12 protein-coding genes are annotated in these 14,942 nt (G+C 70.9%); 11 read left to right on the top strand and 1 reads right to left on the bottom strand.

Annotated elements, in window-relative coordinates:
* Positions 1 to 119 precede the first annotated feature (119 nt).
* On the top strand, positions 120 to 1,181 hold the full coding sequence (locus E3O42_RS12495) for a methylenetetrahydrofolate reductase (RefSeq protein WP_134454254.1): 1,062 nt from the start codon (positions 120 to 122) through the stop codon (positions 1,179 to 1,181).
* A complete protein-coding gene (gene metE, locus E3O42_RS12500; protein WP_134454255.1) occupies positions 1,181 to 3,502 on the top strand; it encodes a 5-methyltetrahydropteroyltriglutamate--homocysteine S-methyltransferase in 2,322 nt (773 codons plus the stop codon). The genes E3O42_RS12495 and metE overlap by 1 nt, the downstream gene beginning before the upstream one ends.
* A gap of 70 nt (positions 3,503 to 3,572) precedes the next feature.
* On the opposite strand, the gene lexA is transcribed toward metE, so the two are convergent.
* Positions 3,573 to 4,274, bottom strand: a complete 702-nt coding sequence (gene lexA / locus E3O42_RS12505) for a transcriptional repressor LexA (RefSeq protein WP_255455076.1) — start codon at positions 4,272 to 4,274, stop codon at positions 3,573 to 3,575.
* Position 4,275: 1 nt separating this feature from the next.
* On the opposite strand from lexA, the gene E3O42_RS18765 reads away from it, so the two are divergent.
* From E3O42_RS18765 to E3O42_RS12545, 9 genes are all read left to right on the top strand, one after another.
* Entirely contained in the window at positions 4,276 to 4,404 is a 129-nt protein-coding gene (locus tag E3O42_RS18765) for a hypothetical protein (RefSeq protein WP_255455077.1), read from the top strand.
* Positions 4,405 to 4,631: 227 nt separating this feature from the next.
* Positions 4,632 to 4,994 (top strand): LysM peptidoglycan-binding domain-containing protein, encoded by a 363-nt coding sequence (locus tag E3O42_RS12510; protein ID WP_134454257.1) that lies wholly within the window; start codon positions 4,632 to 4,634, stop codon positions 4,992 to 4,994.
* Between the two features lie 78 nt (positions 4,995 to 5,072).
* Positions 5,073 to 6,158: a histidinol-phosphate transaminase gene (locus E3O42_RS12515; protein WP_134454258.1), complete on the top strand. Its 1,086-nt coding sequence runs from the start codon at positions 5,073 to 5,075 to the stop codon at positions 6,156 to 6,158.
* Between the two features lie 9 nt (positions 6,159 to 6,167).
* A complete protein-coding gene (gene hisB / locus E3O42_RS12520) occupies positions 6,168 to 6,785 on the top strand; it encodes an imidazoleglycerol-phosphate dehydratase HisB (protein WP_134454259.1) in 618 nt (205 codons plus the stop codon).
* Complete coding sequence (gene hisH, locus E3O42_RS12525; protein WP_134454260.1) at positions 6,782 to 7,414, top strand: imidazole glycerol phosphate synthase subunit HisH; 633 nt, start codon at positions 6,782 to 6,784, stop codon at positions 7,412 to 7,414. Before hisB ends, hisH begins: the two co-directional genes overlap by 4 nt.
* A gap of 63 nt (positions 7,415 to 7,477) precedes the next feature.
* Positions 7,478 to 8,224 carry a bifunctional 1-(5-phosphoribosyl)-5-((5-phosphoribosylamino)methylideneamino)imidazole-4-carboxamide isomerase/phosphoribosylanthranilate isomerase PriA gene (gene priA, locus E3O42_RS12530; RefSeq protein WP_134454261.1) on the top strand — a complete coding sequence of 249 codons (747 nt, stop codon included), beginning with the start codon at positions 7,478 to 7,480 and terminating at the stop codon, positions 8,222 to 8,224.
* The gene (locus E3O42_RS12535) at positions 8,208 to 9,095 is read left to right on the top strand and encodes an SseB family protein (RefSeq protein WP_134454262.1); all 888 of its coding nucleotides are present in this window, start codon (positions 8,208 to 8,210) and stop codon (positions 9,093 to 9,095) included. Before priA ends, E3O42_RS12535 begins: the two co-directional genes overlap by 17 nt.
* Before the next feature lie 174 nt (positions 9,096 to 9,269).
* Positions 9,270 to 14,168, top strand: a complete 4,899-nt coding sequence (locus tag E3O42_RS12540; RefSeq protein WP_134454263.1) for an ATP-dependent helicase — start codon at positions 9,270 to 9,272, stop codon at positions 14,166 to 14,168.
* Positions 14,161 to 14,940 (top strand): DNA-formamidopyrimidine glycosylase family protein, encoded by a 780-nt coding sequence (locus E3O42_RS12545; protein WP_134454264.1) that lies wholly within the window; start codon positions 14,161 to 14,163, stop codon positions 14,938 to 14,940. The genes E3O42_RS12540 and E3O42_RS12545 overlap by 8 nt, the downstream gene beginning before the upstream one ends.
* Positions 14,941 to 14,942 lie beyond the last annotated feature (2 nt).

Raw genomic sequence — 14,942 nt, forward strand, 5'->3', positions numbered from 1 at the left:
CGCCCGGCATGGAGCGACAGCCGAGCCCGGCACCCGCCCGCGAGGAGCTGCCTGGTTTGCCTGGCGGTCCGCGGCCGCCAGGCCCTTCCTGTTGCACCGACCATGCCGAATGAGGAACCATGACAGCGACCCCAACGTCCCCACCCGCGGACCCCGCCTGTCGGTCGAGCATCCCGTTCTCGTTCGAGCTGTACCCGCCCAAGACGGCTGCCGCGACGACGGCCCTTCACGCCACCATCGACGCCCTGGCGTCCGCCCGCCCGAAGTTCATCTCGGTGACCTACGGTGCCAGCGGCTCCTCCCGTACCTCGTCCCTGGACGTGCTGCGCTACATCCGCCGGGCCACAACGGTGGAGCCGATGGCGCACCTCACCTGCGTGGGTTCCTCGCACGCCGAGGCGAGCAGCCTGATCCGTGAATTCCTCGATGCCGGCGTGCGCAGCTTCCTCGCGCTCCGCGGCGACCCGCCGGAGGGCCTGACCGAGAACGACGCCTTCCTCGGCGACCTGCACAGCGCCGGCGAGCTGGTGCAGCTGATCCACCGGGTGCAGGCCGAACGGGTGCCGTACCAGGAGACCCCGATCCCCGGCCTGCCGCGGGCCCGCGCGGTGAAGACCGAACGTGATCACGTACGCATCGCCGTGGCCGCCTTCCCCAACGGCCATCCGCGCTCGCGCTCCACTGCACAGGACATCGACACCCTGCTGGCCAAACAGGCGGCGGGCGCCAACCTGGCCATCACCCAACTCTTCTTCCACGCCGACCACTACCTCAGCTTCATCCAGCGAGCCCGGGAGGCCGGGGTCCAGTTCCCGATCCTGCCCGGCATCATGCCCGTCACCAGCCCCGGCCGGCTGCGGCGCATTCTCGAGCTCTCCGGCGAGGAACTGCCCGCCGAGCTCTCGATCCAGCTCGAGGTGGAGCCCACCCTCGAGGGCCAGCGCGAGATCGGCATCAGTCACGCCGCCGCCCTGGCCGAGAAGCTCATCGCCGGCGGGGCTCCCGGCCTGCACCTCTACGCCTTCAATCAGCACGAGACCGTGCTCGCCGTGCTCGACCGCGCCGGCGCGCTCGCACCGGCACAACCGGTCGTCTCCGCGCACATCCCGTCCCCGACCCATCCCTCGACCAGCCCCGTCGGCACCCGTGCCGGAATCCACTCCACGAAGGACTACCACTGATGACCACCACCGTCCCCGCTTTCCCCACCGGAACGATCCTCGGCTACCCGCGGATCGGCCGCCGCCGCGAACTGAAGAAGGCCGTTGAAGCCTTCTGGGCCGGCCGGATCGGCGCCGCCGAGCTCGAAGCCACCGCCGCAGCGCTTCGTAACACCACCCGTGAGCGCCTCGTGGGCCTGGGCCTCGGCCGCACCGACTCGTCCATTCCGGAGAGCTTCTCCTTCTACGACCAGGTGCTGGATGCCGCCGTCACCGTCGGCGCCATCCCCACCCGTTTCGCCGGTCTCGTCGATGCCGACGGCCACCTCGACCTCGCCGGCTACTTCACCCTGGCCCGCGGCGCCGGTGAGAACCTGCCGCTTGAAATGACCAAGTGGTTCGACTCCAACTACCACTACCTGGTGCCGGAAATCGGCCCGGAGACCGACTTCCACCTCGCCAGCGACCGCATCGTGCGGGAATTCGAAGAGGCCGTCGCCGCCGGCTTCCTCACCCGACCCGTCATTGTCGGCCCGGTCACCTTCTTGCTCTTGGCCAAGCCGAGCGAAGCGGCCCCGGCCGGCTTCCACCCGCTCGATCGCCTGGACGACCTGCTGCCGGTCTACGCCACCCTGATCGAGCGCCTGGCCGCCGCGGGCGCGCAGTGGGTACAGCTGGACGAACCTGGGCTCGTCAGCGAGAGCATCGACATCCCGCGGGCCCGTGCCCTCGCCGCCCTCGCCCAGGCCTACGACACCCTCGGAGGGCTCGACAACCGGCCGGGACTGTTCGTGGCCGCGCCGTACGGGAGCCTCGACGACGCCCTGCCCGTGTTAGCCAACGCCCCGGTCGAGGCCATCGGACTGGACCTCGTGCGCGGCACCGTGCCGGTCGACGTGCCCGGCCTGGCCGGCACCACCCTCGTGGCCGGTGTGATCGACGGTCACAACATCTGGCGGGGCGACCTGGCGGCGGCGTTCGACAAGGTCACCCAGCTGGGCGCCCTGAGCGACCGGATTGCGGTCTCCAGCTCCACCTCGCTGCTGCACCTGCCGCACGACGTCACCGACGAGAGCAAGCTCGGCGCCGAACTCACCAGCTGGCTGGCCTTCGCCGACCAGAAGATCGGTCAGGTCGCCACCCTCGCCCGCGGCCTTTCCCAGGGCCAGGTCGCCGTTCAGGCCGACCTCGACGCGGCCACCGCGTCGCTGGACGCGCGCCGGGTATCGCCCGGTGTGCGTGACGGCGCCGTGCGCGCGCGCCTCGCCACCCTCACCCCGGCCGACTTCAGCCGGGGCGACTACGAGACCCGCCTCGCCGCCCAGGAAGCCGTGCTGGACCTGCCCCCGCTGCCGACCACGACAATCGGCTCGTTCCCGCAAACCGGTGACATCCGGCGCGCCCGCGCCCGCCTGGTCTCGGGCGAACTCGCGCCCGCCGACTACCAGGAGCTCATGCGCGCCGAGATCGGCCGGGTCGTGCAGCTGCAGGAAGACCTCGGCCTCGACGTGCTCGTGCACGGCGAACCCGAGCGCAACGACATGGTGCAGTACTTCGCCGAGAACCTCGACGGCTTCACCGTCACCGAGAACGGCTGGGTGCAGTCCTACGGCAGCCGCTGCACCCGCCCGTCGATCCTCTGGGGCGACGTCTCCCGGCCGGCGCCCATCACAGTGGAGTGGTCCAGCTACACGCAGACCCTCACCGAGAAGCCTGTGAAGGGCATGCTCACCGGACCGGTCACCATCCTGGCCTGGTCGTTCGTGCGCGACGACCAGCCGCTGGGGGAGACCGCCCGCCAGGTCGCGCTTGCGCTGCGCGACGAGATCGGCGACCTCGAGGCGGCGGGCATCCAGGTGGTGCAGGTCGACGAGCCGGCGCTGCGCGAGCTGCTGCCGCTGAAGAAGAAGGACCACGCCGACTACCTCGATTGGTCGGTCGGGTCGTTCAGGCTCGCCACCGCAGGGGTCGCCGACCAGACCCAGATCCACACCCACCTCTGCTACTCCGAGTTCGGTGTGGTGATCGACGCGATCCGCAACCTCGACGCCGACGTCACCAGCATCGAGGCCGCCAGGTCGAAGATGGAGGTCGTCGCGGACCTGCAGACCAGCGGCTTCGACCACGGGATCGGCCCGGGCGTCTACGACATCCACTCGCCGCGCGTGCCCGGAGTGACCGAGATCACCGAGCTGCTCGAACGGGCGCTGGAATCGATCCCGGCCCGCCAGGTCTGGGTGAACCCGGACTGCGGACTGAAGACCCGCGGCTACGCGGAGACCGTGGAGTCACTGCGCAACATCGTCGACGCCACCCGTGCGGTGCGGGCGACGCTGGTCTGACCCGCATTTCAACTACGACAGGCCCGACCCCTCAGCGGGGTCGGGCCTGTCTGTTGGTGCGCTGCGAAATCTAGACCGAACGCAGCACAGCGACGACCTTGCCGAGGACCTCGGCGAAGTCACCGAGGATCGGCTCGAAGTTGGTGTTGCGGGGGAGCAGCCACGTGTGGCCGTCGCGCTGCCGCAGCACCTTCACGGTGGCTTCGCCGTCGAGCATGGCGGCGACGATCTCACCGTTCTCCGCGGTCTTCTGCTGACGGATGACCACCCAGTCGCCATCGCAGATGGCGGCGTCGATCATCGATTCACCGACGACCTTGAGCATGAACAGCTCGCCCTTGCCGACCAGCTGGCGGGGGAGCGGGAAGATCTCGTCGATCTGCTGGTCGGCCATGATCGGGATACCGGCGGCGATACGGCCGACGAGCGGCACCATCGCCGCATCACCCACCTGGATGCCGGACTGGTAGTCGTCGGCGGCGCCGGGCGTGACCTCGTCGGAGGACTGGGGCAGCTCGATGAGCACCTCGAGCGCGCGAGGACGGTGCGGGTCGCGACGCAGGTAACCGCTCAGCTCGAGCTGGTGTAGCTGGTGGGTCACGCTCGACAACGAGGACAGGCCGACGGCATCGCCGATCTCGCGCATGCTCGGCGGGTAACCGCGGTCGCGTACCGAACGCTGGATGACGTCCATCACGGCGCGCTGTTTGTCGCTCAGGCTCTTGCGGCGTCGCGTGCCGCCCTTGTCCCGAGGTGTGCTCTGTTGTGCCACGTTGTCGCTCCTCTGGTTAGACGGTTCGGGGCTGGTGCTGGTCGGGCTGGTGCTGGTCGGGCTGGTGGTGCTGGTGCTGATCCGGCTGCAACCGCGCTGGAAGGTGGTGCAACGGGAAGGCTCCGGATAGCGGTCGGGAAGCGATGTCGGTGGTGTCTGTTTGAGTACAGCTACCCGATCGAAACTGTAGCCAATTAGCAGCGGTTCTTAGACATGCATTCGAGTGTGTTGCGGAAACTCTCACCATAATATCCGGAAACAGGGTTGATTGTTCGAACACTCGAAGATATATTCGGAACATAGATTCGCATCTGGCCCTCCCGGCCGAGGGCCAGATGCGTTACCAGGAGGTTTGACATGAGCGCAGCATATGCAGCACCGGACAACCACAGCCCGGCCACCCCGCCCACCAGCCACCTGCGGCTGACTCGCCGCGGACGGGCCGTCTTCACGACCCTCGCGGCAGTGCCTCTGGTGCTGGGCGCCATCGTCATCACCGTCAACGGCGGCATGGCCGCCGCCGAGGGCACCGCCGGGATCGGCGCGGCCGCGTTCGACTACGTCACCATCGAGGCGGGCCAGTCGCTGTGGCAACTGGCCGAGTCGGTCGCCCCCTCGCAAGACCCGCGAGACGTGATCGCCGACATCGTCAACCTCAACCAGCTGTCCTCCGAGGCCGTACAGCCCGGCCAGCGCCTCGCCCTTCCCGCCGACTACTGATCCGGTCGCCCGGCACCGCCTCGCTTAAGACCGCCTCGGTTAAGAGGGGCCAGCCGCGGCGCAACTAAGCTTGTTCGGGTGACCAGCCTCGACGACCTGCCCCTGCGTGCCAACCTCCGCGGACAAATCCCCTACGGAGCCCCCCAACTGCACGTACCGGTGGCGTTGAACGTCAACGAGAACACCCACTCGATTCCGCCCGCGGTCGCCACCGACATCGCTGCGGCGCTGGCCGAGGCCATCCTCACCGTCAACCGGTACCCCGACCGGGAGTTCACCCAGCTGCGGGAGGACCTCGCCGGCTACCTCGGCCACGGTCTCACCCGAGACAACATCTGGGCCGCCAACGGTTCCAACGAGGTGCTGCAGCAAGTTCTGCAGGCCTTCGGCGGCCCGGGCCGGTCGCTGCTGGGCTACGCCCCGACCTACTCGATGTACTCGATCCTCGCTTCCGGTACCGATACCCGCTGGATCGCCGGCGGCCGGGACGCCGACTACGAACTCTCGCCGGAGACCGCCGCCCGCTGGGTGCGCGAGACCTCGCCCGACATCGTCTTCCTGTGCTCGCCGAACAACCCGACCGGCACGCCCCTGTCGTTGGCGACCATCGCGGCTGTCTACGACGCCACACCGGGCATCGTCGTCGTGGACGAGGCCTACGCCGAGTTCGCACCGGATGGCACCGACAGCGCCATCACCCTGCTGCCCGGCCGGGAGCGTCTGCTCGTGTCGCGCACCATGAGCAAGGCCTTCGCGTTCGCCGGCGTGCGGCTCGGCTACCTCGCCGCCGACCCGGCGGTGACGGATGCGCTGCGCCTGGTCCGGCTGCCGTACCACCTGTCCGCGCTCACCCAGGCGGCCGCTGTCGCCGCGCTGGCCCACACCGGCGAGATGCTCGCCATGGTCGACGACATCCGGGTGCAACGCGACCGCCTGGTGACAGAGCTCACCGCGCAAGGTTTCAGCCCGCTGCGCAGCGGGAGCAACTTCGTGCTCTTTGGTGGGGTCCCCGACCCGGCCGCGACGTTCGAGGCGCTCCTGGCCGAGGGAATCCTGATCCGCGACGTCGGAATTCCGGGCCACCTGCGGGTCTCGGCCGGCACCGAGGCCGAGACAAGCGCCTTCCTGAGCGCCCTCGCACGGCTGCGGCCGTTAGCCGAATAAACTATCGCCATGAGCAATGTCACGCCCTCGCCTCGCCGTGCCCACCTGCAGCGCGAAACGAGCGAATCGAGCATCGACCTGTCGATCAACCTCGACGGCACCGGGGTGAGCGACATCCACACCAGCGTGCCGTTCTACGACCACCTGCTCACGGCGTTCGCGAAGCACTCGCTGACCGACCTCACCGTGCACGCCAAGGGCGACACCGAGATCGATGTGCACCACACGGTCGAGGACATCGGCATCGTTCTGGGCCAGGCCATCAAGCAGGCCCTCGGCGACAAGGCGGGCATCTCCCGCTACGGCGACGCCCTGGTGCCGCTGGACGAAGCGCTCGTGCAGGCCGTGGTGGACATCTCCGGCCGACCGTACCTCGTGCACACCGGTGAGCCTGCCGGATTCGAATTCCACCTCATCGGCGGCCACTTCACCGGGTCGATGGTGCGACACGTCTTCGAGGCCATCGCTTTCAACGCCTCGTTGACCGTTCACGTCACCGTCGTCGGCGGCCGCGATCCCCACCACATCGCCGAGGCCGAGTTCAAGGCCTTCGCGCGCGCCTTCCGTCAGGCCAAGGCCTATGACCCGCTGGTTTCCGGCATCCCGTCCACCAAGGGCGCACTGTGACCTCGGTCGTCGTCCTGGACTACGGCACGGGCAATGTGCACTCGGCCGTCAAGGCGCTCGAGCTTGCCGGCGCCGACGTCACCCTCACCGGCGACCGCAAGCTCGCGCTGGAAGCCGACGGGCTCCTGGTACCGGGCGTCGGCGCGTTCAGCGCCGTGATGGCGGCGCTGAACGACGCCCACGGTGGAGACATCATCGACAAACGCCTCTCCGGCGGGCGACCGGTGATGGGCATCTGCGTGGGCATGCAGGTCATGTTCGAACACGGCGTCGAACGCGGTATCGACACCGACGGCCTCGGCGAGTGGCCGGGCACCGTCACCGCCCTGCCGGCGCAGGTGCTGCCGCACATGGGCTGGAACACCGTCACCCCCGACCCCGACACGGTGCTGTTTCGCGGGCTGGAGGAGGAACGGTTCTACTTCGTGCACTCCTACGCCGCCCAGAAATGGACCCTCGACGTCATGCCGCCCTTCCCGGTTCCCCGCCTCACCTGGGCCGAGCACGGCGCTCCGTTCCTCGCCGCCGTCGAGAACGGGCCGTTGTCGGCCACCCAGTTTCACCCCGAGAAGAGCGGCGACGCGGGCATCCGGCTGCTGAAGAATTGGCTCGGCACGCTCCGCGACTAGACATTCCCCCGTCGGTCGCTCAGGCGCGGCCGCACCAACACGAAAAGGTCACCACAGCACATCATGAGCGAGTTCAACAAGACCCCGAAGCTGGTCCTCCTGCCCGCCGTCGACGTCGCCGACGGCAAGGCCGTCCGCCTCACCCAGGGTGAGGCCGGTACCGAGACCAACTACGGCGACCCGATGGATGCCGCCCTCGACTGGGCGAACCAGGGCGCGGAGTGGATCCACCTCGTCGACCTCGATGCGGCATTCGGGCGCGGCAACAACACCAGCATGCTCAAGAAGGTCATCAAGCAGCTCCGCGGCGTGAACGTGGAGCTCTCCGGCGGCATCCGCGACGACGCGTCGCTCGAGGCGGCGCTGAACACCGGTGTCAAGCGCATCAACCTGGGCACCGCCGCGCTGGAAAACCCCGAATGGGCGGCCAGCGTCATCGCGCAGTACGGCGATGCCATCGCGGTGGGACTGGATGTGCGCGGCACCACCCTCGCCGCCCGCGGCTGGACCAAGGACGGCGGCGACCTGTGGCAGGTGCTCGAGCGCCTCGAAGAGGCCGGCTGCACCCGCTACGTCGTCACCGACGTCACCAAGGACGGCACCCTCAAGGGACCGAACATCGAGCTGCTGCGTGAGGTGATGGAGCGCACCCACCGCCCCGTGATCGCCTCCGGCGGCGTCTCCAGCCTCGACGACATCGCCGCGCTGCGCGAACTCGTACCCCTCGGCCTGGAAGGCGCGATCGTGGGCAAGGCCCTTTACGCCGGCGCCTTCACCCTCGCCGAGGCGCTGGATGTCTCCGGCGCGTAACCTCGGCTCCACCGGCCGGCCTGAGCCCACCGGCGACTCGGCCGGTGGGTCCATCGGCGGGTCTGCCGGCGACCCGGCCGCCGACTCCGCAGGCCAGCCCTGGGCGAACCGGTCGCTGGACGACACCGCGTTCGCCGACGACGACGGCCTCGCTCCGCCCGCCTTGCTGCAGACGCTCCGGCGCTTCCAGGCCCGCGAGACCGGGGAAGAGGACGTCGTCGACGCGTTCCGGTCGGCGCGCCTGCTGATACCCCTGGTCATCGCGCTCGGCGCGGATGAGACCGGCGCGGCTGCGGACGGCGCCACTGCGGACGGCGCTGCAGCCGCCGGCCCGCACGGGCTGCGGGTGGACAAGACCCAGGAGCTCTCGATCATCACCGTCGCCGGGCCGGACGGCCGCGCAGTGCTCCCGGTGTTCTCCTCGGTCGCGGCCATGCGCCAGTGGAACGCCCAGGCCCGCCCGGTGCCGGCCGACGCCGTGCGGGTGGCGCTGGCGGCGGCGCAGGAGGACACCGACCTCGTGGTGCTCGACCCCACCGCCGACACCGAGTTCGCGGTGCGCCGGCCGGCGCTCTGGGCCATCGCCCAATCGGCGCCCTGGACCCCGAGCTATGCCAGCCGCTCCGTCGCCCTGGCGTTCGAGGAGTCCATCGCGACCGAGCTGTCCGTGCTGTCTGTGAGCCTCACCGCGGGGGACCCGCACGCCAGGCTGGCCGGTCCCGAGCTGATCGTGCGTCTCGAACTCGTCGACGGCCTCAATCGTGCCACCCTGGACGCCACCCTGGCCCGCCTCGCGACGCGCTGGTCGGCCAACGACGTGATCGCCACCGGGGTGGACTCCTTGCGGGTGCAACTCGTCGGCTCGGCCTGACCGGCCCTCGGGCGTGACCGGGCCCTGCGCCCGCCCGCCGCATCCGCCCCCGTGGGCGGCAACTGTTGCCGAAGCGGACTTGTGCGCCCGGCGCACCGGCCGCAGATGTCCGCATCGGCACCAGATAGGAGTGGCATCCGGGCCGATGTCGGGGGTATCGGCAAGGATGGGGAGATGACGGAGATCCTCCAGCGCCTCTCGCCGGCCACGCGCACGTGGTTCTCCGGCGCGTTCGATGCGCCCACCGCGGCGCAGCTCGGCGCCTGGGACGCCATCTCCCGGGGATCGCACACCCTCGTCGTCGCCCCCACCGGGTCGGGCAAGACCCTCGCCGCGTTCCTCTGGTCCCTCGACAGGCTGTACTCCGCGTCCACGACCGACCTGGCCCCCAACGATGCCGAGGCCACGGATGCCGCCGCGCCCGCCGCGGTGCCCTCAGCCGCGCCCAGCGGCACCCGGGTGTTGTACATCTCGCCGCTGAAGGCGCTCGGCGTGGACGTGGAACGCAACCTGCGCGCCCCGCTGGTGGGCATCGGCCAGGCCGCCGAACGGCTGGGCCTGCCGCCGGTGCGCGTGACCGTCGGCGTGCGCAGCGGCGACACCCCCGCCGCTGACCGGCGGGCGCTGGTGAAGACGCCGCCCGAGATCCTCATCACCACCCCCGAATCGCTCTTCCTGATGCTCACCTCCGCCGCCCGCGAGTCGCTGCGCGGCGTCGACACCGTGATCATCGACGAGATCCACGCCGTCGCGGCCAGCAAACGCGGCGCCCACCTGGCAGTGTCCCTCGAACGCCTCGACGCCCTGCTGGCCACGCCCGCGCAGCGCATCGGCCTGTCCGCCACGGTGCGACCGGCGTCTGAGGTGGCTCGGTTCCTCGGTGGCCAGGCGCCCGTGGAGATCGTGGCGCCCAAGAACGAGAAACGGTTCGACCTGCGCGTCGTGGTGCCCGTCGACGACATGACCCAGCTCGGTGCCGTTCCCGTGCCGGAGGGTGCCACCTCCGCCGCCGCCCCGCAGACCGGGTCGATCTGGCCGCACGTCGAAGAGGCCATCGTGGACGCCGTGCTCGCGCACTCCTCCTCGATCGTCTTCGCCAACTCCCGCCGCCTCGCCGAACGGCTCACCGCCCGGTTCAACGAGATCTACGGCGAGCGGCTCGCCGCGGCCGAGGAGGCCCAGCTGGTGCTCGCGGGCGGCCCGGCCGTCGGCAGTCCGGCTGTCGGTGGCCCAGAAGGCGGCGCCGGATCCGCTGCCCGACCGGCCGCGCCGCCACCGCCGCGGCCGCCCGCCGAGCTGATGGGCGGCAGCGGCCAGAGCGAAGGCGCCGAGCCGCTGCTCGCCCGCGCCCACCACGGCTCGGTGAGCAAGGAACAGCGGGCCATGATCGAGGACGACCTCAAGTCCGGCAGGCTGCGTTGTGTGGTGGCCACCTCGAGCCTGGAACTCGGCATCGACATGGGCGAGGTGGACCTGGTGGTGCAGGTTGAATCACCGCCGTCGGTGGCCAGCGGGCTGCAGCGAGTCGGCCGGGCCGGCCACCAGGTCGGCGAGGTGTCCAGGGGCATCATCTTCCCCAAGCACCGGGCCGACCTCATCCACGCCACCGTCGCCGCCGAGCGTATGGTGTCCGGCATGATCGAGTCGCTGCAGGTGCCCGCGAACCCCCTCGACATCCTCGCCCAGCAGACCATTGCCGCCGTGGCCCTCGAACCCATCGACGCCGAGGAGTGGTTCGACGCCGTGCGGCGGAGCGCCCCGTTCGCCACCCTGCCGCGCTCGGCCTATGAGGCCACCCTCGACCTGCTCGCCGGCCGCTACCCGTCCGACCAGTTCGCCGAGTTGCGCCCGCGGATCATCTGGGACCGCGACACCGGCCTGCTCACCGGCCGGCCCGGCGCCCAGCGCCTGGCCGTCACCAGCGGCGGCACCATCCCCGACCGCGGCCTGTTCGGCGTCTTCATGGTCGGCGGCGACCAGCCCACCGGACGCCGGGTGGGCGAGCTCGACGAGGAGATGGTCTACGAGTCCCGCGTCGGTGACGTTTTCGCGCTCGGCGCCACCAGCTGGCGCATCCAGGAGATCACCCACGACAGGGTCCTCGTGCTGCCCGCGTTCGGCGAGCCGGGTCGGCTGCCGTTCTGGAAGGGCGACGGCCTGGGTCGGCCGGCCGAGCTCGGCGCTGCCATCGGCGCGTTCCTCCGCGAGGTGTCCGCGCTCACGCCCGCGAAGGCCAGGGCGCGCTGCCTGGCCGTCGGCCTCGACGAGCGGGCGGTGACCAACCTGTTGGTCTTCCTCGACGAGCAGCGCGCCGCCACCCGCTACCTGCCCACCGACCAGACCCTGGTCGTCGAGAGGTTCCGCGACGAGCTCGGCGACTGGCGGGTCATCCTGCACTCTCCGTTCGGCCTGACCGTGCATGCCCCCTGGGCCCTGGCCGTGGGAGCCCGGGTGCGCGAGCGCTTCGGCATCGACGGCGCCTGCGTCGCCAGCGACGACGGCATCGTCGTGCGCATCCCCGACACCGAGGCCGAACCGCCCGGCGCCGACCTTTTCGTCTTCGACCCCGACGAACTCGAGCAGCTGGTGACCGACGAGGTCGGCGGCTCCGCCCTGTTCGCCTCCCGGTTCCGGGAATGCGCCGCCCGCGCGCTGCTGCTGCCCCGGTACCGGCCGGGCAGCCGCTCGCCGCTCTGGCAGCAACGCCAGAAGGCCGCCCAGCTGCTCGACGTGGCGCGCGAGTACCCGTCGTTCCCTATCATCCTCGAGACCATCCGCGAGTGTCTGCAGGACGTCTACGACCTGCCCGCCCTCGTTACCCTGGCCAAGCAGGTGGCCAGCCGCGCGATCCGGCTGGTGGAGACCAGCACCGACTCGGCCAGCCCGTTCGCGAACGCCCTGCTCTTCGGCTACGTCGCCGCGTTCATGTACGAGGGTGACTCGCCGCTGGCCGAACGCCGGGCCACCGCCCTTTCGATCGACTCCGGCCTGCTGGCCGAGCTGCTCGGCCGGGTGGAACTGCGGGAGCTCCTCGACCCCGTCGTGATCGACCGGACCGACGCCGAACTGCAGCGCCTGGCCTCCGACCGCCGGGCCAAGGGCCTGGAGGGCGTCGCCGACCTGCTCCGCGGCCTCGGCCCGCTCACCGTGGCAGAGGTGGCAGCCCGGCTGCACCCTGCCGCAGGCAACCCCGAAAACGCCGAAGCGACCGAGACGGAGACCGACGGCGACGAGATTGCCGCTCTGCCCGCCGCTGACGAGGCCGAGGCGCGCGCTCACCTCGACGCGCTCACTTCCGCGCGCCGTGCCCTCAGGGTGGGCATCGCCGGCGAGGAGCGCTGGGCGGTGATCGAGGATGCCGGCCGGCTGCGCGACGCTCTCGGCGTGCCGCTGGCACCGGGCATCCCCGAGGCCTTCACCGAAAGCGTGAAAGACCCGCTCGGCGACCTCGTCAGCCGGTACGCACGCACCCACGGCCCGTTCACCACGGCCGATGTCGCGGCCAGGTTCGGTTTCGGCACCGCGATCGCCCTGGGCGCCCTGCGCCGGTTGGCGGATGCCCGCCGAATCGTCGAGGGCGAATTCCGCCCGCATGGCAGCGGCAGTGAATGGTGCGACGCCGAGGTGCTGCGGCGCCTGCGGCGGCGGTCACTGGCGGCGTTGCGGCACGAGGTGGAGCCCGTCGACCAGGCGACCCTCGGTCGCTTCCTGCCGGCCTGGCAACACGTGGGCGGCAAGCTGCGCGGCGTGGACGGTGTCGTGTCCGTGATCGAGCAGCTCGAGGGCGCCCGCATCCCGGCCTCCGCCTGGGAGACCCTGATCCTGCCCGCCCGGGTGGCCGACTACAACCCGGGCATGCTCGACGAACTCACCAACGCCGGCGAGGTGCTCTGGGCCGGCGCCGGCACGCTGGCCGGCAACGACGGTTGGGTGAGCCTGCACCTGGCCGACACCGCGCCGCTGACCCTGCCCGTGCCCATCGAACTGGACTCCACGCCGCTGCAGCGGGAGATCCTCGCGACGCTGGGCAGCGGCGGCGGATACTTCTTCAGGCAGCTGGCCGATTCGGTCGGCAGCCAGGACGACGGCGCCCTCGTCGAGGCCCTGTGGGACCTGGTCTGGTCCGGCCTGGTGAGCAACGACACCTTCGCCCCGGTGCGGTCGCTGGTGTCCGGCGGCAGCTCGGCGCACTCCACCCGCCGCGCCACGCCCCGGGCCCGGTTGCACCGCGGTCGCGCCCTGCCCCGCCCCAGCCTGCCCAGCCGGCAGGGTCCGCCGACGGTCTCCGGCCGTTGGTCGATCGTGCCCGTCGCCGACACCTCGGCCACCCGCCGCGCACACGCCCTGGGCGAGACCATGCTCGAACGCTACGGCGTTGTCACCCGGGGCGCCGTGATGGGTGAGAACGTGCTCGGCGGCTTCGCCCTGGTCTACAAGACCCTCAGCGGCTTCGAGGAGATGGGCCGTTGCCGCCGGGGCTACTTCGTGGAGGGCCTCGGGGCCTCCCAGTTCGCCACCGCCGGCACCATCGACCGGATGCGCGGCTACGTCGACCAGCGCGAGCGCACCGAGCGCGGCGACAGGTCGGTGTCCACCGCGGTGACCCTGGCCGCCACCGACCCGGCCAACCCCTATGGCGCGGTGCTGCCCTGGCCGGCCCTGCCGGAGGGCACCGGCCACCGGCCCGGCCGCAAGGCCGGCGGCCTCGTGGTGCTCGTCGACGGGCACCTGGTGCTCTACGTGGAACGCGGCGGCAAGTCGATGCTGGTGTTCGACCCGGCCGCCGGCGGTTCCGCCGGCGGCGAGAGTGACGGGAACTCCACAGAAGAGGCGCCCGTGGCCGCCGCATCGTCCCGCCCGGCGCCGGTGAAAGCGGGCACGCCGCGGGCCGCGCCGTCCGAGACCGTGCTGGCGGCCACCCGGTCGCTGGCCGCGACGGTCACCGCCGGACGGGTGCCCAAGCTTGCCGTGGAAACCGTGAACGCCGAATTCGTGCTCGGCACCACGGTGGGCGATGCCCTGCGCACCGCCGGTTTCACCGAAACCCCGCGGGGGCTGAGGCTCAGTGCCTGAGGGCGACACCGTCTACCGCAGCGCCCGCAGCCTCGACGAGGCCCTGCACGGGGCCGCGCTCATCCGCTGCGACATCCGGGTGCCCGCCTTCGCCACCGTCGACCTGACCGGCCAGAGAGTGCACGAGGTGGTCAGCCGCGGCAAACACCTGGTGGCGCACGTGGGGGAGACCACCATCCACTCGCACCTGAAGATGGAGGGCAGCTGGCACCTCTACCGGCACGGCACCAGGTGGCGTCGGCCGGCGTTCCAGGCCCGCATCGTGCTGGAGACCGCGGACTGGGTGGGGGTGGGATTCGAGCTGGGCACGCTCGAGTTGTTCCCCACCGCGGAGGACGAACAGCGTCTCGGCTACCTGGGCCCGGATCTGCTCGGCCCGGACTGGGACCCCGAGGAGGCCGTGACCCGTTTGACCGCCGCGGGGGAGCGGCCGGTGGCGGTCGCCCTGGGCGACCAGCGCAACCTCGCCGGGCTCGGCAACGTCTACGTGAACGAGCTCTGCTTCCTGCGCGGCCTGCTGCCCACCCGGCCGATGAGCGAGGTCACCGATCCGGCCGGACTCGTGGCGCTCGGCCACCGGCTGATGCTGGCTAACCGAGACCGCGCAGAGCGCACCACCACCGGCAATCTGCGCCGGGGGATGGGCACCTTCGTCTACGGGCGCGAACGCCAGCCGTGCCGGCGTTGCGGCACGCGCATCCGAAGCGGCCAACTCGGCCGCAACGAGCTCGAGCAGCGGGTCACCTACTGGTGCCCGGTCTGTCAGACCTGAGG

Source organism: Cryobacterium adonitolivorans, assembly GCF_004402695.1.
Classification (GTDB): Bacteria; Actinomycetota; Actinomycetes; order Actinomycetales; family Microbacteriaceae; genus Cryobacterium; species Cryobacterium adonitolivorans.